This window comes from Flavobacterium salilacus subsp. salilacus (assembly GCF_004634195.1).
In the GTDB taxonomy this organism is placed as follows: domain Bacteria; phylum Bacteroidota; class Bacteroidia; order Flavobacteriales; family Flavobacteriaceae; genus Flavobacterium; species Flavobacterium salilacus.
The window spans coordinates 566,241-586,137 of record NZ_SKBP01000001.1; the positions used below are offsets into that span (position 1 = coordinate 566,241).

Here is a 19,897-nt window from a genome sequence, read left to right on the forward strand (position 1 = left end):
GAAATGAAAAAAGTATTATATATATCAGCCCTTTCGCTTGTTTTATTTTCATGTGGCGAAAAAGAAGGAAAAGTGAATGTTGATGAGGTTATAGAATCTAAAGACCTTACCAAAATTAAAGAATCGCGCAATGTAATACACAGCGAATATGAGAAACTGGCTGCCGACCTTGCGCGTCTTGATGCTGCTATAGACTCGCTTGACCCTAATAAAAAGTTGCCTTTAGTACAATCTTTAATTATAAAAGATACTGCCTTTACCCACTATATCGAAATACAGGGTAATGTAGATACTAAGCAGAATATTATAATATACCCTGAAATGTCCGGAGTATTACAACAACTTAATGTAAAAGCAGGTCAGAAAGTAGCAAAAGGACAAGTTCTGGCTATTATAGATGATGGCGGAATCGGGTCGCAAGTAGCACAGGCAAAAGCACAACTTTCATTAGCGCAAACTACTTTTGACAGGCAAAAAAGACTTTGGGATCAAAAAATAGGTTCGGAAATGCAGTTCCTGGAAGCACAAACCAATTTAAAAAGTCAGCAAAAAGTTGTAGCGCAACTACAGTCGCAACAGGAAAAAACAATTATAAAAGCACCTTTTAGCGGAACTATAGATGAAGTAATGACTGAAAGAGGCAAAGTAGTAAGCCCGGGGCAAGACCTCTTCCGTATAGTAAGCCTTAAAGATATGTATGTTAGCGCCACAGTTCCGGAAACTTATCTTGAGCAGGTAAAACTTGGTGCTGATGTAAATGTATATATCCAGTCAATAGGAAAAACATATAAAGGAAAAGTACGCCAGGTAGGTAATTTCATCAACCCAAACAACAGAAGTTTCGGTATAGAGGTAGCATTACCAAACCCTGAAAACCTGCTTCGTCCTAACCAGGTAGCTACACTAAAAATAGAAGACTATACAAACAAAAAATCATTACTGGTGCCCGAAAATATTGTTCAGCAAAAAGGCAACGGAAGACTTGTAGTATATACCGTTGGAAAGCAAGAAGGTAAAAAAGAACTTGTAGCGGTAGAGAATGAAATAAAAACAGGCTACACATCAGGAGCTTATGTAGAAATAAAATCAGGACTGAAAGAGGGTGACGAGGTTATAACCGAAGGTGCAAAGGCTGTAGAAAACGGTACTGAGATAAAAGTTATCAAATAAAAAAACAACTCATAAAACCAATATATAATGAGTAACAAAATAGAAAAAAGTTTCGGTATATCTACCTGGGCAATAAACAATAAAATGACGGTATATGTTATTACCGCCATACTGCTCTTTGGGGGACTTATTACCTACTACTCGATGCCTCGGGAGAGTTTTCCCGAAATTATCGAGACTAAAATATATGTGAGCTCTATAAACCCCGGTAACTCGGCGGTAGATGTAGAAAAGCTGATTACAAAACCACTCGAAGAAGAGTTTAATAATATATCGGGAGTTACTGAAATAACATCGAATACACTGGAAGACTATTCGATGATATTAGTAGAATTTGACGAAGATATAAGCGTTCAGGATGCCAAGCAAAAGGTAAAAGACGAAGTAGATAAAGTAAAGGCAGATACTGAATGGCCTACTACAGATGGCGGAGCAAAAGTAGAACCTAATATTTTTGACCTTAACATTGCTGAGGAAACGCCTATACTTAATATTAACCTTACAGGCGATTTTACTTCTGAAAAACTGAAAGAGTATGCAGAGTATCTTGAAGATCGTATAGAGCGCCTGCCTCAAATTAAAGAAGCTGCCATTCGTGGTGCCGAAGAAAAAGAGGTAGAAATAGCTGTAGATATGTATAAAATGGCTGCTGCCATGGTAAGCTTTGACGATATTATAAACGCGATAAAGTTTGAAAACAAAACAGTATCGGGTGGTAATGTAACACGAAACGGTATTAATAAAAACATAAGAGTAATAGGTGAAATTGATGAACCATCGCAACTGGAAAACATCATTGTAAAAAAACAAGACGGTAATGTATATCTTAAAGACATTGCCACAATTACCTTTAAAGAAAAAGAAAGAACCACGTATGCCAGAGAGTACGGAGAGCCTGTAGTAATGCTCGACATTAAAAAACGTAGTGGTAAAAACATGGTTGAGGCAGTAGATGGCGTTAGAGCGATTATTGCAAAAGCACAGGACGATTATTTCCCGAAAGGGCTTAAAATTACGTATGCCAACGACCAGTCTTCACGTACTATTGCACAGGTTGACGACCTTGTAAACAACATCATCTTCGGGGTACTGCTTGTGGTTATTGTATTAATGTTTTTCCTTGGTTTAAGAAATGCGCTGTTTGTGGGTATTGCCATACCGCTATCCATGTTCATGTCATATATGATACTGGGAGCAATGGGCATTACATTAAATACTATGGTACTTTTCGCCTTAGTAATGGGGCTTGGTATGCTGGTAGATAATGGTATTGTGGTAGTAGAAAACGTGTACTCGCTCATGAGTCAGGGCATGTCGCGCAAGCAGGCAGCCATAGAAGGTATTGGCGAAATTGCATGGCCCATTATAGCCTCTACCGCTACTACACTAGCCGCATTTTTCCCGTTAGGGCTATGGCCGGGCACTATGGGTAAATTCATGATATACTTCCCCATGACGCTCTCTATAGTATTAGGCTCTTCACTATTTGTGGCATTGGTTATTAACGCCATGCTTACTGCTGACTTTATGAAGCTGAAAGAAAATGAAATGTCCCGCAAAAAAATGGTGCGATTAAGCCTTATCATTGGCGGTATCGGTTTAATAGCCCTTATCGGAGGAATAAGTACCGGCTCCGGAGCATTAAAAGGAATGGGCAACCTGATGCTTTTCTTTGTAATAATGCTTTGGGTATATAAATTTTTCCTTGTTAAAAGAATGGAGCGTTTTCAAAATAACGGGCTTGTTTGGCTGGAAAACAAGTATAGAGATTTTCTTCAATATGCTTTAGGAGGAATAAAACCGAGACTTTTCTTTATCGGTACTTTTGCTCTGCTTATACTTTCATTTTTCGCCGTAGGAATGCGTGAGCCAAAAACACTGTTTTTCCCTGAAAATGAACCTAACCAAATTATGGTTTATATCGAATTTCCCGAAGGGACTGACATTGACAAAACCAATGCATTTACAAAAATAATAGAAGAAAAAGTATATGCTGTTGCCCATAAATACATTGAAGATGGCGAAAACTACATGATAGAAAGTGCCATAGCTCAGGTAGGGCAAGGAGCAGGTAACCCGCAAACGGACAGTGGCTCTGAGAGTGAAATGCCACATCGCGGAAAGGTAACCCTAACAATGCGCGAGTTTAAATATCGTAAAGGTGTAAAGAGTACCTCTGTTATGGAAGAAATCCGCAAAGCAGTACAGGGTTACGCAGGCGTATCGGTAGTTGTAGAGAAAGATGCGGCGGGACCTCCGGCAGGATATCCTGTAAACATTGAAATTAAAGGAGAGGATTATGACGAAATGCTTGCTCAGGCGTATAAACTGCGCGACTTTATAAACGAGAAAAATATTCCCGGTATTGAGGAGCTTAAAATAGATGTAAACAAGCAAAAACCGGGTGTAGATGTTACTGTAGATATCAACAAGGCGGGAGAACTGGGCATTACATCGGGCAAGGTAGGAGAAACTTTGCGCAGAGCTATATATGGCGAAAAAGCATCTACCTACAAAGAAGGTAAGGATGATTATGAAATTAATGTAAGGCTCGAAGAAGAGCAGCGAAATAATAATAGTATATTGTATAATCAGCCTGTTACTTTCAGAGATCAGGCAACAGGTCAACTGGTACAAGTCCCTATTTCTGCCATAACCACTTCCGAAAACACCGTTACTTTTAACATGATTAAAAGAAAAAACCTTAAAAGGGTTATCACAGTATATTCTAACGTAGTAAGTGGTTATAACGGTAATGAGATTGTAGAGAAAATAAAGAGCGAACTTACCAATTACAAAATGCCCGGCGAGATAAACTATGCCTTTACAGGAGAGCAGGAAGAACAATCTAAAAATATGGGGTTCCTGGTAAAAGCCCTGCTTATAGCACTGGGAGGTATTGTATTGATACTTGTGGCACAATTTAACTCAGTATCTAAACCTGTAATTATTATGGTTTCGGTACTGTTGAGTTTTGGAGGTGTATTTTGGGGAATGGCTATATCGGGTGACGATTTTGTAATTATCATGACCATGATGGGTATTATATCGCTCGCGGGTATTGTAGTAAATAATGCCATTGTGCTTATTGACTATACGCAGTTGCTTATAGATCGTAAACTTGCCGAAAAAGGGCTTGAAGATAAAGCATTACTTACAAAAGAAGAATATCGTGAACTTATTGTAGAAGGAGGACGCTCACGCTTAAGACCGGTATTGCTTACCGCAATTACTACAATACTGGGACTTATACCGCTGGCAATAGGGCTTAATATTGACTTCTTTAGTCTGTTTATTGAATATAACCCTAAAATTTATTTAGGCGGAGATAACGTAATCTTTTGGGGGCCGCTGGCTAAAACAGTAATTTACGGACTTATTTTTGCCACTTTCTTAACACTGGTAATTGTACCGGTAATGTTCTTTATGCTTCAAAAGATAAAGATCCGATTAAAGAAGAATCCTGATAATGTTACCACATAACAAATATTATCATTAAAAATTAAGCAGGTTATTATTAATATAAAAACTCCCGGTCGCTTTTGCAATCGGGAGTTTTTTATGACATTTATCAATCGGAATTTCCTGTTTAACGACAAAATAAACCGATATAAACCATCTGAAAACCCTTATGGATACCAATTATCATACATCATTACAAAAACAATATTAACCATTGAAAAACAGCATCTTAACATCAAAAATAAATCATACTATTCTGAAAAAATATATAGACAAAGTATAGACAAGGGTATTTTATAGCAATTTACTATGTAATGATTTTATAAATTGCACTCGGTAATGCCCCCCTTTACCATCTTTATATCGCCCCCAAATTAACCTAAAAAAATATGTCTGCCTTACTGGATCGTATTTTATTTCGTATCGGTATTTTAAAACGATTTCTTTTAATTTTATTCAAGCGTAAAAAAGAAATTAAGCTGGTACATTTTAATTATGCATGTGACAGAGATAGCAACGATACCGTTATTATCCGCTACAACTTTGAAAATGTTTTATGGTATGAGTTTAATGACCAAAAAACATTTGAGAAAAGACAAGTAATATGTCGCCCGGATAATGGCGAGAAAGAATTACAGCTAACAGTGCGGGGATTGTATAATAAAAACAATTATACCGTAGTATTACAACCCAATAAAGTGAGCATTTTGGGCATGGTTAATTGTAAAAACCGAAACAGGATAATTTACGACCATGCAAAAATAAAGTCTTAATTTTAGCCTGGAAACTCTCTAAAATCGAAACCTCAATCAATCTTTAATTTTTTGTGCATTTGTATATCAATACCTTACAAAATATTATTACAGGCATAAAAAATATATTCAAAAATCACTTGCACTAACCAAAAATTAGTAGTAATATTGCAACCTCAAAAGCGGTCCTATAGCTCAGTTGGTTAGAGCACCTGACTCATAATCAGGTGGTCCCTGGTTCGAGCCCAGGTGGGACCACAACTAAATGTAAAAGCTTTGAAAGATAAAACTTTCAAAGCTTTTTTTATTTATACTCAAAATCTATTTAATTAGCCTAAAACTCTTTAAGCCTAAAATAGTACAATTAAATTGTATTTACTACGGCTTTGTTTAAAGCAGAAATGATTTACCTCTGTTCTAAAACCAAAATCAATTTTATAATATTATCCTACACCAAACTAAAAAAGGCTGTAAAAAAATTACAGCCTTTCAAATAACAAGAAAATTCTATTATTTATTAACTACTACAGCCTCTCTGGACCACCTTTTAATATCGGCAATCCTGCTGTCAGTGTAATCTACTTCACTAAGTGTCGCATCACTCCAAAAGAACCACTTTCCGGTTTTTACACCATTAGCATATTCTCCTATAGATTGTTTTGTACCATTTTCGTTAAAAGCCACCCATTTTCCGTGCAGCTTACCATCTTTATAAAAGCCTTGTTGTTTTATATTACCATTGTCGTAATAATATGTTGCTTTTACCATTTGGCTTTCTATCTCATATTTTGGCTTTATTTCCTGTGCTGATAGCATACCAGCCGACAGCATTAATGCTGCAATAATTATCTTTTTCATATCCATTCGTGTTTAGTTTTTTAATAACCTATTACAAAGATATGAAATTAATTTACATTAAAAATACAATTTAGTAACAATTTAGTAACATTAAAATTTATTTGGTTATTATGAAATAACTCAAAACAAAGATGTCGGGCTAATCAGCTTTATTTCAGCAAATTATCCAGAAGCTCCGTAATAGCAGGCTCAGAAGGTCTTGGCGCATTAGCTTTTACTACATTGCCTTTAGGGTCTATCAATATAAATCTTGGTATTGATATTACATCATAAGCCTGAATAAAATCCGACTCCCAATCCTTATCCGCAATAAGCTGTATTCCGCCCAACGAATTCTCCTTTACCATTTGTTCCCATTTTTCGTGATCCTTTTGCTTATCTATCGATATACTTACAAAAGCAATATTTTTGTCTTTATACTTTTCTTCCAATTCCTGTAAATGCGGTATTTCCTTACGGCACGGGGCGCACCATGTAGCCCAAACATCTATATACACATATTTACCTTTCAGGTCGCTAAGAGCGGTAGTGCCTCCGTTATGATTCTCATAGGTAAACTGAGGCGAAGGCTTGTCTTCGAGCTTATTGGCATTGGATTGTTTACGGATTTCTATGGGCAGCATTTGCTTTTCAGAATATTTTAAAATAGAACCTATAGTGTTCTTAAACATAAAGTTATACTCACTCCTCTTGAGTCTTTCTTCAAAATCTGCAATAAGCTTATCTATATCTTTACTTATAGCTTCTTTTTCGCCACTATCCTCATATTTCTTCATTAAGGTTTGCCTCCCCCTTGCATAATCTGCCAAAAAATTATTTTCATCAGCGCCCTTACCGGTATATTTAATTGTTTCAATAAAATTATCACCATTCGCAGTAATGGTAATGTCTGAATCGTTACCCAAATACATATTGATTTCCTTATCACCATAATGCAGCGTAAACATACCCAAACCTTGTTGCAGCTTGCCCGAAAACTCTCCTCCCTTGTTCAAAACATAGGATTTGTTCCAACTTCCCGGTTGCTTTTTAACCACTATAGAGTCAGCCATGCTGTTTTTAATTACTCCTTTAAAGTTCTGAATTTCCGATTGCGCATATACACCCGTACAAGCCAGCAATAACCATAGTGCTTTTTTCATTTGAATTAAATAGTATAAAAATCGTTTATTTTAAAAGTTTGTCAAGTAATTCCTGTAATGCAGGGTCAGAGGGGCGGGCAGCATCAGAGTGCACTACATTACCCTTAGGATCTATCAGTAAAAAACGCGGTATGGAGTGAATTTCATAAGCAGCAATAAAGTCCGACTTCCAGTCTTTATCGGCAATAAGCTGTACACCGCCCAATGCTTCTTTTTCTACAAATTTCTTCCATTTATCATGGTCTTTTTCTTTATCTACAGAGATGCTTACAAACACTATGTCCTTATCATGGTATTTTTTTTCTATTTCCTGCAAATGAGGTATCTCTTTACGGCAAGGGCCACACCATGTTGCCCAAACATCTATATACACATATTTACCCCTCAGGTCCTTAAGGTTGGTAATACCTCCATTATAATTTTCGTAAGCAAAAAGTGGCGATGGCTTACCTTTCATTTTCTGAGCATCTTGTGCCCGCTTTGCTATAGCTTCCAGTTGCTTCTGCTCTTGGGTAAGCACATTTATCATAAGGTTTTTAAACGTCTCGTTTATTGCAGGATTCTCCAGTGCCGAGCGTAACTCTTTTGTCCGCTCTCCCACTATTTTCTGGGCTGCTCCCGGTTCGTTAGGCAAATCATCAAGGCTTTTCCGGAACTCTTTATCGGCAAGCAGTTTTTTAGTCAGAAAATTGTTTTCGGCTGCCCCCTCACCTGTAAACTGTAAGGTTTCAAGGAATTTGCCCCCGGTTACTGTCATGGCAAGATTATAGCTGTTATCCAGGTACAGCACGCTATATTCTTTTCCATCATATATTTGATATAAACCGGCATTTATGGGAAAAGCTTCTTTAAAGTGCCCCTGTTTATGAGCTTTAATAACTTTCTGCATTGATTTGGAGCGTATAACCAGCGAATCGCTGTTGGGGTTTTGTATTACGGCAGAGAACGTAAACTCGTCCGTTTGGGCATAAATACTGCCAACTGCAAGCAATAATATGATAAGTAAATTTTTCATATCGCAAATTTAATAACTGTAAAAATAGAGTTTTTAAACTTTTTAACTTACTTGCAACCGTTAAAAAAGACTATAACTAACCAAAACCCTTTTTTAGATTATACAATGAAGAAAAACATTTTAATAACCTTACTTGGTGCACTGGCACTGCTATCTTGCGGGCAAGGTAAAGAAAAAACCCAAACCGTAAGAGTAAAACAATTATATACCATAGAAATCCCTGATTTCCTTAGCGAAGCAAAGTACCTTGACAAAGAAGCTTCGTTACAATACCAAAACTTAGTAAAAGAGGTATATATAGTAGTGCTTGACGAACCTAAAGAAGTACTGGAAAAAACAATTGCGGATAATGGACTTGAGGATTATTATACCCTTGACATAAACGGGTATGCCAGCCTACTGACAGACAGTATGGAAGAGTCAGTAGCTTTTGACAGCATCCCTGTGTTACAACCCGAAAAAATAAATGGACTTAATTCGCAAATCTTAAATTTTACAGGTAAAATAGAGGGTGTTCATATCTACTGGAAACTTGCCTATATAGAAGGCAGAAACAACTACTATCAGGTAATGACATGGACGCTTGCCAGCAGGAAAGAAGAATATCAGAATATAATGGATGCTATGGTAAATTCATTTAAAGAGATTGACAAACATAAAAAATAAGCCCGCACAAATATTTAAATGCATAAGTAAGCATAATACGTAATAGTTGCTAAATTTGCACTCTAAAATTGAACACAATGTACAGAAGCCATAATTGCGGCGAACTAACCGCCGACAATATTAACCAGGAAGTAACTTTAGCCGGATGGGTACAAAAAACACGTAACAAAGGTTTTCTTATATGGGCAGACCTTAGGGATCGTTACGGTGTTACCCAACTTATATTTGACGAAGAGCGTACCAACAAAGATGTATTTAAGCTTGCCGAAACACTGGGCAGAGAGTTTGTAATACAAGTAAAAGGAACTGTTATAGAGCGCGAGTCGAAAAACCCGAATATGCCTACCGGCGATATAGAAATACTGGTAACAGCACTTACTATACTTAATGCTTCAATTACTCCGCCGTTTACTATTGAGGATGAAACCGATGGCGGTGAAGACATCCGTATGAAATACCGTTACCTCGACATCCGTCGTAATCCGGTAAAAAACAGCCTGCTGTTTCGCCATAAAGTAGCAATGGAAGTACGCAACTACCTGTCTCAACAAGGCTTTATAGAGGTAGAAACCCCTGTATTGATAAAAAGTACTCCCGAAGGTGCGCGCGATTTTGTAGTGCCAAGCCGTATGAACGAAGGACAGTTTTATGCCCTGCCACAATCACCCCAAACCTTTAAACAGTTGCTAATGGTGGGCGGTATGGATAAATATTTCCAGATTGTAAAATGTTTCCGTGATGAAGATTTACGTGCTGACCGCCAACCGGAGTTTACACAAATAGACTGCGAAATGGCTTTTGTAGAGCAGGAAGATATTATACAAACTTTTGAAGGGCTTGCCAGCCATTTACTAAAAGAGCTTAAAGGCATAGAAACTGGAACATTCCCAAGAATGACCTATGACGAAGCCATGAAAAAATATGGTAACGACAAACCGGATATACGTTTCGGGATGGAGTTTGGCGAACTGAACGAAGTAGCACAGCATAAAGATTTTGGGGTATTCAACAACTCCGAATTGGTTGTGGGTATTGCTGCCCCGGGATGCGCCTCCTACACACGCAAAGAAATAGATGCGCTTATCGACTGGGTAAAACGCCCGCAAGTAGGCGCAAGCGGTATGGTATATGTAAAATGCGAAGCCGATGGTAGTTTTAAATCATCAGTAGATAAATTTTATGATCAGGAAGATCTCAAAAAATGGGCAGAAGCTACAGGTGCAAAACCGAGCGACCTTATACTGGTACTAAGCGGTGATGCGCACAAAACCCGTACCCGCCTTAGCGCACTGCGTATGGAACTTGCCACACGATTAGGACTTAGAAATCCTGAAGTATTTGCACCGCTTTGGGTTATGGACTTCCCATTATTAGAGTGGGATGAGGAAACCGAAAGATTCCACGCCATGCACCACCCGTTTACCTCGCCAAAACCCGAAGATATGCCACTACTGGAAACAGACCCTGCAAAAGTAAGAGCCAATGCGTATGACCTTGTGCTGAACGGTAACGAGATAGGCGGTGGTTCGATAAGAATACATGATAAAGCTACACAGCAACTTATGTTTAAATACTTAGGTTTTAGCGAAGAACAAGCCAAAGCACAATTTGGTTTCCTTATGGATGCATTTCAGTATGGCGCACCGCCACACGGCGGGCTTGCTTTTGGTTTCGACAGGCTTGTAGCTATCTTAGGAGGTCAGGAAACCATAAGAGATTTTATTGCTTTCCCTAAAAACAACTCGGGTCGCGATGTGATGATTGATGCCCCTTCTGCTATAGATGATGCGCAGCTTAACGAACTGAACATAAAACTGAATTTATAATTTTAATTTTTTTTGAGTTTAGAAATTTTATTTAGAAAAAATTCAAATACCTGTAAATCAATTTATATTTATGTAAATTTTTTAATAATTTCTTTGCAGTGTCATAATAAAGTTTACCTTTGACAATTATTAATTATTTTTTTATTACAGAATGCGAACAGGCAAAGTTAAATTTTTCAATGAGTCCAAAGGTTATGGATTTATTACAGACGATGAAACAGGTAAAGACATCTTTGTACACGCTACAGGAATCAAAACGGAGGATCTTCGTGAAGGTGACAAAGTAAGCTACGAAGAAGAAGAAGGAAGAAAAGGTAAAGTAGCTGCTCAGGTAGTAGCTATTTAAGACAATATATAAATATTATCGCTTACCTCTTGAAGATTTGAAAGCCGCCCTTTTGGGCGGCTTTTTGTTTTAAGAAAATATAGCGATTATTCATAATTAATCACAACGATTATTAACAAATACTTAACAAAACAAACCTCTTAATAATAATTTAATAAATATATAAAAACGATTTGTTTTTATTTTTATTCGTTCTAAATAAAAATTAAAACAAATAATTCAATACTAAATGCAAACCTTGATTTAGTTTAAAAATTGACGTGTATATTTGTGAATTATTATTAAAATTTAAGGTGTTATGCAAACTACTCAGGTAGATTACTTCCCGATAATTATGCAGCTTTTACTTGCTGTTGGCTTTGTAGCCGGTACTATTGCAGTTTCAAACTTTTTAGGCCCAAAAAGACATTCTGTAAATAAAGATAAAAACTTTGAATGCGGTATCGAATCTATTGGTAATGCACGTATTCCCTTCTCTGTAAAATACTTTCTTGTTGCCATATTATTTGTACTGTTCGACGTAGAGGTAATATTCATGTACCCCTGGGCGGTAAACTTTAGAGCTATGGGCTTTGAAGGCTTAGCAAAGATGGGTATCTTTATGCTCTTGCTTGTAGTAGGGTTCTTTTATGTAATGAAGAAAAAAGGACTGGAGTGGGAATAATAAAATAATATCAGTATTTAGGTATGCTTTTTGCACCTAACTATTTGATAATCAAAATTAATAAGAATAATGAGCAAAACATCAGACATACAAATAGTTAATACGCCTGAAGGAATAGAAGGAAACGGATTTTTTGCCACCAAGCTGGACGCCGTGGTAGGACTTGCACGTGCCAACTCATTATGGCCGTTACCATTTGCCACCTCATGCTGCGGTATTGAGTTTATGGCAACCATGGGTTCGCATTATGATGTAGCACGCTTTGGTTCAGAGCGAATGAGTTTCTCACCCCGCCAGGCCGATATGCTGCTGGTAATGGGTACAATAGCCAAAAAAATGGCACCCATATTACGTCAGGTTTACGAGCAAATGAGCGAGCCGCGTTGGGTAATAGCCGTTGGAGCTTGTGCTTCATCAGGAGGTGTATTCGATACATACTCTGTACTTCAAGGAATAGATAAAGTAATACCCGTAGATGTTTATGTGCCCGGTTGTCCGCCAAGACCGGAACAAATACTGGATGGCATTATGCAACTGCAGGAACTGGTAAAATCAGAATCGGTACGCCGTAGAAGCTCACCGGAATACAAAGAATTATTAGCATCTTATAATATTTCATAAAGACAATATGGCTTTAGAAACACCTGTTATACAAGACAAGCTTACAAATAAATTTGGCGACAACGTTACCCAGTTTAACCAAATAAAAGATATTTTTACATTTGAAGTTGCACCCGAGAGCATGAACGATGTGATGCGTTTTCTGAAAGAAGACGCTGAGTTGCGCTTTAACTTCCTTACTGACCTTTGCGGAGTACATTATCCCGATAATGAAAAAGACAGGCAGTTTGCCGTAGTCTATCACATGCACAACTGGGTAGATAATGTTCGCATCAGGTTTAAAAGTTTCCTTAGCGGAGATAATCCTGAAATTGATACCGTTACCAACCTGTTTTTGAGTGCCAACTGGCAAGAGCGCGAAACGTATGATTTTTACGGAATCATATTTAAAGGGCATCCGCAGTTAAAGCGTATCCTGAATATGGATGAAATGGTATCCTTTCCGATGCGAAAAGAGTTTCCTATGGAAGATGGCGGAAGAACCGATAAGGATGATCGCTTTTTTGGAAGGACAACCGATAATTTCTAATAATGAACCTGAAATAATTGTAATATAAATGTCAGACCTGTTATTACCCCCGGAGCAACGCTATGCCGAAATGATTGCCAAAAGGCAAAATGAAGACGGCAGTGAGCTTTCTATACTCAACTTAGGCCCCACCCACCCCGCTACACACGGTATATTTCAAAATATATTGCTAATGGATGGCGAAAGGGTACTGGATGGCGAAGGTACAGTAGGGTACATTCACCGTGCATTTGAAAAAATCGCCGAAAACAGACCTTTTTACCAAATAACACCGCTTACTGACAGGATGAACTATTGCTCCTCCCCCATCAACAACATGGGATGGTGGATGACTTTAGAGAAAACATTGGATATAGAAGTACCAAAAAGAGTACAATATTTAAGGGTAATTATTATGGAGTTGGCACGTATAGCCGACCATATAATATGCAACTCGGTACTGGGTGTTGATACCGGTGCGCTTACAGGATTTTTATACGTATTTCAATACAGAGAAAAAATATACGAAATATACGAAGGAATTTGTGGTGCACGACTTACCACAAACATGGGGCGTATAGGCGGTTTTGAGAGAGACTGGAGTCCGGAAGTATTCAAAAAAATAGATGAGTTTTTAGAAGAATTTCCTGCCATATGGCAGCAGTTTGAAAACCTGCTTAGCCGTAACCGTATTTTTATGGACAGAACCATAGGTGTAGGACCAATATCTGCCGAAAAAGCTATGAGCTATGGTTTTACAGGACCAAACCTCCGGGCAGCAGGTATCGATTATGATGTGCGTGTGGCAAAACCCTACAGCTCCTACGAAGACTTCGAGTTTGATGTTCCCGTAGGACAATCAGGTGATACGTATGACAGGTTCTGTGTGCGTAATGCCGAAGTTTGGGAAAGTTTAAAAATAATCCGTCAAGCATTGGATAAATTACCAGAAGGTCCTTTCCATGCGGATGTGCCCGATTACTACCTACCGCCAAAAGAAGACGTTTACAATAACATGGAAGCACTCATCTATCACTTTAAAATAGTGATGGGCGAAGTGCCGGTACCAGTAACAGAAGTATATCATGCAGTAGAGGGCGGTAACGGCGAACTTGGTTTTTATCTAATTACCGACGGAAGCCGAACACCATACAGGCTGCACTTCCGCAGACCATGCTTTATATATTACCAAGCCTTTAACGAAATGATAAAAGGTCAAATGCTTTCGGATGCGATTGCAACATTATCAAGCCTCAATGTTATTGCAGGCGAACTGGATGCTTAAAAAGAATTATGAATGATAAATTTTAAATTTTAAATTTCCACAACGTGAATATTTATAATTTATAATTCAAAATTTAAAATAGAACAATGCAAATAGCGCATATAAAACAGGAAATAAACATTACCGATGCCTTAATGGCTCGGATAAATGAATTGCTTAGCCACTACCCTGCCGATAAGAAAAAGTCGGCATTGCTGCCCGTACTTCACGAAGTGCAGGATGCGCACGATAACTGGCTGAGTATTGAACTACAGGATAAGGTAGCCGAAATACTGGAAATTAAACCTGTAGAGGTTTATGAGGTGGTTACTTTTTATACCATGTTCAACCAAAAGCCAATAGGCAAATATATGTTCGAATTTTGCAGAACATCATGTTGCGCCATACGTGGTGCGGAAGACCTGATGGATTATACCTGCCAAAAGCTGGGCATTAAGGAAGGCGAAACCACCCCTGACGGCATGTTTACCGTAGTAGGTGTAGAGTGCCTTGGTGCCTGCGGTTATGCGCCAATGCTACAAATAGGCGACTATTATAAAGAGCACCTTACCAAAGAAAAAATGGATGCGCTTATTGAAGAATGCAAAGCAGGTAAAATAGATTTACACAAACAAGACCATTATACTGAGTAACAATGGGAAGAAAGATATTATTAGAACACGCAAATGTGCCGGGGATAAAAACCTATGAAGTGTATCGCAAAATGGGCGGTTATACTTCTGTGGAAAAGGCTATAAAAAGCATGACCCCCGATGAAGTGGTGGAAGAAGTGAAAACCTCAGGACTAAGAGGTCGTGGAGGGGCAGGTTTCCCTACTGGATTAAAATGGAGTTTCATCGATAAAAAATCAGGCAACCCAAGACACTTGGTTTGTAATGCCGATGAGTCGGAACCGGGTACGTTTAAAGACCGCTACCTTATGGAGTACATTCCCCACCTTTTAATTGAGGGAATGATAACATCGAGCTATGCTTTAGGTGCAAATCTATCCTACATATACATTCGTGGCGAATATATGTGGGTGTACCGCATACTGGAAAACGCTATTAAAGAAGCCTACGCAGCCGGGTGGCTGGGTAAAAATATATTAGGTTCAGGGTTTGATCTTGACCTTTACGTACACTGTGGTGCAGGAGCTTACATTTGTGGTGAGGAAACTGCACTTATAGAATCTCTAGAAGGTAAAAGAGGTAACCCAAGAATAAAACCACCTTTCCCTGCGGTTAAAGGTTTATGGCAAGAGCCTACTGTGGTAAACAATGTAGAATCTATCGCAGCAGTGCCATGGATTGTGAACAATAGTGGCGAAGAATATGCCAAAATAGGTGTTGGTCGCTCTACAGGAACAAAATTAATATCAGCTTCCGGACATATCAAAAACCCCGGAGTGTACGAAATAGATTTAGGCTTAAGTGTGGATGAGTTTATGAACTCTGACGAATACTTAGGCGGAATGATGGATGACAGACCTTTGAAGGCTTTAGTGCCGGGAGGTTCATCGGTGCCCATATTACCGGCACACCTCATTTACAAAAATGCTGAAGGGGGTGACAGGCTAATGACCTATGAATCGCTTAGTGAAGGTGGCTTTGCCACAGGATCTATGTTAGGTTCAGGAGGTTTCATAGTATATAATGATACCGCTTGTATTGTTAGAAACACATGGAATTTCAGCCGTTTTTACCACCATGAAAGCTGCGGACAGTGCTCGCCATGTCGCGAGGGTACGGGTTGGCTGGAAGGTGTACTGCACCGTATAGAAACAGGACACGGACGCGAAGAAGATATTGACCTGCTGTGGGATATACAAAGTAAAATAGAGGGTAACACCATATGCCCGCTTGGCGATGCGGCAGCATGGCCGGTGGCAGCAGCAATTCGTCATTTCCGTGATGAGTTTGAATATCACATTCGTTTCCCTGAGAGAATTAAAAATCGCGACCACTTTGTAGCCGAACCTTTTGAGAAGGTTAAGCATTTAGTAGCGAAACAAGAGATTTAAGTCAAAAGTTTAAAGTCGAAAGTCTTAAAGCCCCGAGCTTTTCCACTTTCAAACAGATAAAGAAATGAAAGTAACAATAGACGGTCAGAGTATAGAAGTAGAACCGGGGACAACCATCCTGCAGGCAGCTCGTATGATAGGCGGCGAATCTGTTCCGCCCGCAATGTGCTATTATTCGAAACTGAAAGGAAGCGGGGGCAAATGCCGTTGCTGCCTTGTAGAGGTTTCTAAAGGTAGTGAAGCTGACCCGCGACCGATGCCTAAACTTATGGCATCATGCGTAACAGGGGTTATGGACGGTATGGAGGTGAACAGTATCTCTTCGCAAAGGGTATTGGATGCAAGAAAATCGGTTACCGAGTTTTTGCTTATCAACCACCCGTTAGATTGCCCTGTGTGTGACCAAGCCGGTGAGTGCGACCTGCAAAACCTTAGCTTTAAGCATGGTACAGGCAAAACACGTTTTATTGAAGAAAAAAGAACTTTTGAGCCTGAAAATATAGGTGACAAGATACAATTGCACATGAACCGTTGCATACTGTGTTACCGTTGTGTAATGGTTGCCGACCAACTTACAGACAACAGGGTACATGGTGTGATGAACCGAGGCGACCACTCGCAAATATCTACTTGCATTTCTAAAGCTATTGATAATGAGTTTTCAGGAAACATGATTGATGTATGCCCTGTGGGTGCGCTTACGGATAAAACATTCCGCTTTAAGCAAAGAGTTTGGTTTAACAAACCGTTTAATGCACACAGAGATTGCGATAAATGTTGCGGAAAAACCACACTATGGATGTTTGGCGATGAAATACAAAGAGTTACTGCCCGTAAAGATGAATACCATGAAGTAGAGGATTTCATTTGTAACGAATGCCGTTTTGAACATAAAAATCCTGCTGACTGGGTAATTGAAGGACCGCGTAAGTTTGAAAAAGATTCGGTTATCAACCAAAATAATTATACCCGAAAACTGGAGAAAGTGACTATTAAAACTGAAAAGAATATTCTTTTAGGCAGGGATCAGGACAGAAATAAAATAAGTATGCCTGATGTACCACTTACGGAACAAGGAAAGAAAAAACTTAAAGAAGGTAACGTATAGATTATGAACGAAGCTATCATCATAGAGAAGAGCGTTATTATTATTGCAGTATTTGCCCTTACCATGCTAATGGCGATGTACTCTACGCTTGCCGAGAGAAAAATTGCAGCCTGGCTGCAAGACCGTATAGGTCCTAACCGTGCGGGTAAAGGCGGTATATTTCAACCGCTTGCCGATGGTTTAAAACTTTTCGCTAAAGAGGAATTTGTGCCGAATACCGAAAATAAATTCTTATTTTTTGTAGGACCTGCCGTATCAATGAGTGCCGCCTTAATGACGAGTGCTGTTATCCCGTGGGGTGACAAACTACACCTTTTTGGTCGCGATATTATACTACAGGCTACTGATATTGATGTAGCAATACTTTATGTATTCGGAGTACTGTCGGTAGGTGTATATGGTATCATGATAGGCGGATGGGCTTCTAATAATAAATTTTCCTTGATGAGTGCCATGCGTGCAGCATCACAAATGATATCGTATGAAGTGGCAATGGGTCTTTCTATCATTGCGCTTATCATGATGACGGGAACACTTAGCCTTCGCGAAATTGCTGCCGGACAGGAAGGGATGAACTGGAATGTGTTTTACCAACCTGTAGGTTTCCTTATTTTCCTGGTATGTTCCTTTGCTGAAACGAATCGTACACCGTTTGACCTTGCGGAATGTGAGGCAGAGCTTATTGGTGGTTACCATACCGAATATTCTTCTATGAAAATGGGCTTTTACCTGTTTGCAGAATATGCGAGTATGTTCATATCGTCAACCATCCTTGCGGTGCTTTATTTTGGCGCATACAATTATCCGGGTATGAACTGGATGGAAGAAAATGTAGGCGTTAACATTGCCAATGTAATAGGTATGCTTGCCTTGTTTGCAAAACTGTGTTTCTTCATATTCTTTTATATGTGGGTACGATGGACGGTGCCAAGATTCCGCTATGACCAGTTGATGCGCTTAGGATGGAAAGTATTGATACCCTTATCTATAGCAAACATCATCATTACAGGTGTTATTATATTACTAACGGAATAGCCTGAAGATAAAACTGAATTACAACTACCTGTGTAATAAACAGGTTAATAAAAATAAAAATGTCAATAGAAACCATATCATTATCGGGAAGAAAAAAGGAGGTTTCCAATAAAAAGATGACTTTTATGGAAAGCCTTTACCTTGTGGCGATATTTAAAGGATTGATGATCACCATAAAGCACTTGTTTACCAGAAAGGTAACAATTAAATACCCGGAGCAAACCAGAGAGCTTAGCCCCGTGTACAGAGGGCAGCACATGCTGATGCGTGATGATCAGGGCAGGGAGCGTTGCACGGCTTGCGGGCTTTGTGCATTATCATGCCCTGCGGAAGCTATCACTATGAAAGCCGAAGAAAGAAAACCGGAAGAAAAGCACTTGTACAGAGAAGAAAAATATGCGTCGATATATGAAATAAATATGCTTCGTTGTATTTTTTGCGGACTTTGTGAAGAAGCTTGCCCTAAAGAAGCTATTTACCTTACCAAATCGAGGGTTATGGTAAAATCAGCTACAAACAGGGAAGATTTCATTTACGGAAAAGACAAACTGGTTATGCCTCTTGAAATGGCTATTAAGAACACACCTACTAACGCGGCAAACTAATATGATAACAACATTATTTTATATCTTATCGGCAATTACTTTAGCCACTGCGTTTTTAACCATTTTTAGTAAAAATCCTATACACAGTGCTATATATCTTGTGCTTTGTTTCTTCTCTATTGCAGGGCATTACCTCATGTTCAATGCGCAATTCCTAGCAATAGTACACATCATAGTATATTCAGGAGCTATCATGATATTGATGCTCTTTACCATAATGCTCATGAACCTCAATAAGGAGGATGAACAACACAAATCAATACTCACCCGTATTGCCGCAACCATTTCTTTTTGCCTTATCGCTTTTGTATTACTGGCTGCCTTTATAAAAGCACAGCCTGCAATAATAGAATATAGAAATTCGGGTGAAGATTACCAATCTATTGAAGTATTAGGACAAGTATTGCTTAACGATTACATGGTTCCGTTTGAGTTTGCTTCCGTACTGCTTTTGGTATCGATGATAGGTGCGGTATTATTATCTAAAAAAGAACACATTAACGACTAATATGGAAAATATTTTACAACAGATAGGTATCGAAAACTACATTTATCTTTCCACATTGCTTTTTTGTGTAGGGGTATTCGGGGTACTGTACAGAAGGAATGCCATTGTAATGTTCATGTCAATCGAGATTATGCTTAATGCTGTAAACCTGCTTTTGGTAGCTTTTTCTACCTACCATCAGGATGCCGCAGGACAGGTATTTGTATTCTTCTCTATGGCAGTAGCCGCAGCAGAAGTAGCCGTTGGGCTTGCCATACTGGTAGCCGTGTACAGGAACATCAAGAATATTGATATTGATAATTTAAAGAATTTAAAAGGATAACG

20 protein-coding genes and 1 tRNA gene are annotated in these 19,897 nt (G+C 38.8%); 18 read left to right on the top strand and 3 right to left on the bottom strand.

The features are described 5' to 3' along the window. Positions 1-3 precede the first annotated feature (3 nt). The 4 genes from E0W68_RS02745 (at position 4) to E0W68_RS02760 (ending at position 5,642) form a co-directional block, all read left to right on the top strand. On the top strand, positions 4-1,170 hold the full coding sequence (locus tag E0W68_RS02745; protein WP_135217867.1) for an efflux RND transporter periplasmic adaptor subunit: 1,167 nt from the start codon (positions 4-6) through the stop codon (positions 1,168-1,170). Between the two features lie 27 nt (positions 1,171-1,197). Next, positions 1,198-4,653, top strand: a complete 3,456-nt coding sequence (locus E0W68_RS02750; RefSeq protein ID WP_135217868.1) for an efflux RND transporter permease subunit — start codon at positions 1,198-1,200, stop codon at positions 4,651-4,653. 368 nt (positions 4,654-5,021) lie between these two features. Continuing rightward, entirely contained in the window at positions 5,022-5,405 is a 384-nt protein-coding gene (locus E0W68_RS02755) for a hypothetical protein (protein WP_135217869.1), read from the top strand. Between the two features lie 163 nt (positions 5,406-5,568). After that, positions 5,569-5,642: transfer RNA gene (locus E0W68_RS02760), tRNA-Ile, on the top strand. A 252-nt stretch (positions 5,643-5,894) separates the two neighbouring features. Here the strand turns inward: E0W68_RS02760 and E0W68_RS02765 are convergent. From E0W68_RS02765 to E0W68_RS02775, 3 genes are all read right to left on the bottom strand, one after another. Beyond that, positions 5,895-6,242, bottom strand: coding sequence for a toxin-antitoxin system YwqK family antitoxin (locus E0W68_RS02765; RefSeq protein WP_135217870.1), 348 nt, complete (start codon positions 6,240-6,242; stop codon positions 5,895-5,897). A gap of 149 nt (positions 6,243-6,391) precedes the next feature. After that, positions 6,392-7,384 (bottom strand): TlpA family protein disulfide reductase, encoded by a 993-nt coding sequence (locus tag E0W68_RS02770; protein WP_135217871.1) that lies wholly within the window; start codon positions 7,382-7,384, stop codon positions 6,392-6,394. A gap of 25 nt (positions 7,385-7,409) precedes the next feature. Further along, positions 7,410-8,399, bottom strand: a complete 990-nt coding sequence (locus tag E0W68_RS02775; protein ID WP_135217872.1) for a TlpA family protein disulfide reductase — start codon at positions 8,397-8,399, stop codon at positions 7,410-7,412. A gap of 105 nt (positions 8,400-8,504) precedes the next feature. On the opposite strand from E0W68_RS02775, the gene E0W68_RS02780 reads away from it, so the two are divergent. The 14 genes from E0W68_RS02780 to nuoK all read left to right on the top strand — a co-directional run bounded on the left by E0W68_RS02780 (position 8,505) and on the right by nuoK (position 19,895). Continuing rightward, positions 8,505-9,065 (top strand): hypothetical protein, encoded by a 561-nt coding sequence (locus tag E0W68_RS02780; RefSeq protein ID WP_135217873.1) that lies wholly within the window; start codon positions 8,505-8,507, stop codon positions 9,063-9,065. A gap of 77 nt (positions 9,066-9,142) precedes the next feature. Then, positions 9,143-10,891 (top strand): aspartate--tRNA ligase, encoded by a 1,749-nt coding sequence (gene aspS, locus E0W68_RS02785; protein ID WP_135217874.1) that lies wholly within the window; start codon positions 9,143-9,145, stop codon positions 10,889-10,891. 151 nt (positions 10,892-11,042) lie between these two features. Continuing rightward, positions 11,043-11,237, top strand: a complete 195-nt coding sequence (locus E0W68_RS02790) for a cold-shock protein (RefSeq protein ID WP_135217875.1) — start codon at positions 11,043-11,045, stop codon at positions 11,235-11,237. A 298-nt stretch (positions 11,238-11,535) separates the two neighbouring features. After that, positions 11,536-11,901 carry an NADH-quinone oxidoreductase subunit A gene (locus tag E0W68_RS02795; protein WP_135217876.1) on the top strand — a complete coding sequence of 122 codons (366 nt, stop codon included), beginning with the start codon at positions 11,536-11,538 and terminating at the stop codon, positions 11,899-11,901. A gap of 69 nt (positions 11,902-11,970) precedes the next feature. Next, positions 11,971-12,522, top strand: coding sequence for an NADH-quinone oxidoreductase subunit B (locus tag E0W68_RS02800; RefSeq protein ID WP_135217877.1), 552 nt, complete (start codon positions 11,971-11,973; stop codon positions 12,520-12,522). 7 nt (positions 12,523-12,529) lie between these two features. Beyond that, complete coding sequence (locus E0W68_RS02805; protein WP_135217878.1) at positions 12,530-13,051, top strand: NADH-quinone oxidoreductase subunit C; 522 nt, start codon at positions 12,530-12,532, stop codon at positions 13,049-13,051. Between the two features lie 28 nt (positions 13,052-13,079). After that, a complete protein-coding gene (locus tag E0W68_RS02810) occupies positions 13,080-14,315 on the top strand; it encodes an NADH-quinone oxidoreductase subunit D (protein WP_135217879.1) in 1,236 nt (411 codons plus the stop codon). Positions 14,316-14,401: 86 nt separating this feature from the next. Next, complete coding sequence (locus tag E0W68_RS02815) at positions 14,402-14,947, top strand: NADH-quinone oxidoreductase subunit NuoE family protein (RefSeq protein ID WP_135217880.1); 546 nt, start codon at positions 14,402-14,404, stop codon at positions 14,945-14,947. A gap of 2 nt (positions 14,948-14,949) precedes the next feature. Next, entirely contained in the window at positions 14,950-16,317 is a 1,368-nt protein-coding gene (gene nuoF, locus E0W68_RS02820) for an NADH-quinone oxidoreductase subunit NuoF (RefSeq protein WP_135217881.1), read from the top strand. Between the two features lie 64 nt (positions 16,318-16,381). Further along, a complete protein-coding gene (locus E0W68_RS02825) occupies positions 16,382-17,425 on the top strand; it encodes a 2Fe-2S iron-sulfur cluster-binding protein (RefSeq protein ID WP_135217882.1) in 1,044 nt (347 codons plus the stop codon). 3 nt (positions 17,426-17,428) lie between these two features. Continuing rightward, the gene (gene nuoH, locus E0W68_RS02830) at positions 17,429-18,460 is read left to right on the top strand and encodes an NADH-quinone oxidoreductase subunit NuoH (RefSeq protein ID WP_135217883.1); all 1,032 of its coding nucleotides are present in this window, start codon (positions 17,429-17,431) and stop codon (positions 18,458-18,460) included. Between the two features lie 59 nt (positions 18,461-18,519). Continuing rightward, positions 18,520-19,065 carry a NuoI/complex I 23 kDa subunit family protein gene (locus E0W68_RS02835; protein WP_162845789.1) on the top strand — a complete coding sequence of 182 codons (546 nt, stop codon included), beginning with the start codon at positions 18,520-18,522 and terminating at the stop codon, positions 19,063-19,065. A gap of 1 nt (position 19,066) precedes the next feature. Beyond that, a complete protein-coding gene (locus tag E0W68_RS02840; protein ID WP_135217885.1) occupies positions 19,067-19,573 on the top strand; it encodes an NADH-quinone oxidoreductase subunit J family protein in 507 nt (168 codons plus the stop codon). A gap of 1 nt (position 19,574) precedes the next feature. After that, positions 19,575-19,895 carry an NADH-quinone oxidoreductase subunit NuoK gene (gene nuoK, locus E0W68_RS02845; RefSeq protein WP_135217886.1) on the top strand — a complete coding sequence of 107 codons (321 nt, stop codon included), beginning with the start codon at positions 19,575-19,577 and terminating at the stop codon, positions 19,893-19,895. The last annotated feature ends 2 nt before the right edge of the window (positions 19,896-19,897 follow it).

Bases quoted from the DNA above. Each gene is read 5' to 3' on its own strand.
- E0W68_RS02780 (WP_135217873.1), top strand. From the start codon at position 8,505: ATGAAGAAAAACATTTTAATAACCTTACTTGGTGCACTGGCACTGCTA.
- E0W68_RS02755 (WP_135217869.1), top strand. From the start codon at position 5,022: ATGTCTGCCTTACTGGATCGTATTTTATTTCGTATCGGTATTTTAAAA.
- E0W68_RS02765 (WP_135217870.1), bottom strand. From the start codon at position 6,242: ATGAAAAAGATAATTATTGCAGCATTAATGCTGTCGGCTGGTATGCTA.
- nuoF (WP_135217881.1), top strand. From the start codon at position 14,950: ATGGGAAGAAAGATATTATTAGAACACGCAAATGTGCCGGGGATAAAA.
- E0W68_RS02745 (WP_135217867.1), top strand. From the start codon at position 4: ATGAAAAAAGTATTATATATATCAGCCCTTTCGCTTGTTTTATTTTCA.
- E0W68_RS02835 (WP_162845789.1), top strand. From the start codon at position 18,520: ATGTCAATAGAAACCATATCATTATCGGGAAGAAAAAAGGAGGTTTCC.
- nuoH (WP_135217883.1), top strand. From the start codon at position 17,429: ATGAACGAAGCTATCATCATAGAGAAGAGCGTTATTATTATTGCAGTA.
- E0W68_RS02840 (WP_135217885.1), top strand. From the start codon at position 19,067: ATGATAACAACATTATTTTATATCTTATCGGCAATTACTTTAGCCACT.
- aspS (WP_135217874.1), top strand. From the start codon at position 9,143: ATGTACAGAAGCCATAATTGCGGCGAACTAACCGCCGACAATATTAAC.
- E0W68_RS02810 (WP_135217879.1), top strand. From the start codon at position 13,080: ATGTCAGACCTGTTATTACCCCCGGAGCAACGCTATGCCGAAATGATT.
- nuoK (WP_135217886.1), top strand. From the start codon at position 19,575: ATGGAAAATATTTTACAACAGATAGGTATCGAAAACTACATTTATCTT.
- E0W68_RS02770 (WP_135217871.1), bottom strand. From the start codon at position 7,384: ATGAAAAAAGCACTATGGTTATTGCTGGCTTGTACGGGTGTATATGCG.
- E0W68_RS02815 (WP_135217880.1), top strand. From the start codon at position 14,402: ATGCAAATAGCGCATATAAAACAGGAAATAAACATTACCGATGCCTTA.
- E0W68_RS02805 (WP_135217878.1), top strand. From the start codon at position 12,530: ATGGCTTTAGAAACACCTGTTATACAAGACAAGCTTACAAATAAATTT.
- E0W68_RS02775 (WP_135217872.1), bottom strand. From the start codon at position 8,399: ATGAAAAATTTACTTATCATATTATTGCTTGCAGTTGGCAGTATTTAT.
- E0W68_RS02800 (WP_135217877.1), top strand. From the start codon at position 11,971: ATGAGCAAAACATCAGACATACAAATAGTTAATACGCCTGAAGGAATA.
- E0W68_RS02750 (WP_135217868.1), top strand. From the start codon at position 1,198: ATGAGTAACAAAATAGAAAAAAGTTTCGGTATATCTACCTGGGCAATA.
- E0W68_RS02790 (WP_135217875.1), top strand. From the start codon at position 11,043: ATGCGAACAGGCAAAGTTAAATTTTTCAATGAGTCCAAAGGTTATGGA.
- E0W68_RS02795 (WP_135217876.1), top strand. From the start codon at position 11,536: ATGCAAACTACTCAGGTAGATTACTTCCCGATAATTATGCAGCTTTTA.
- E0W68_RS02825 (WP_135217882.1), top strand. From the start codon at position 16,382: ATGAAAGTAACAATAGACGGTCAGAGTATAGAAGTAGAACCGGGGACA.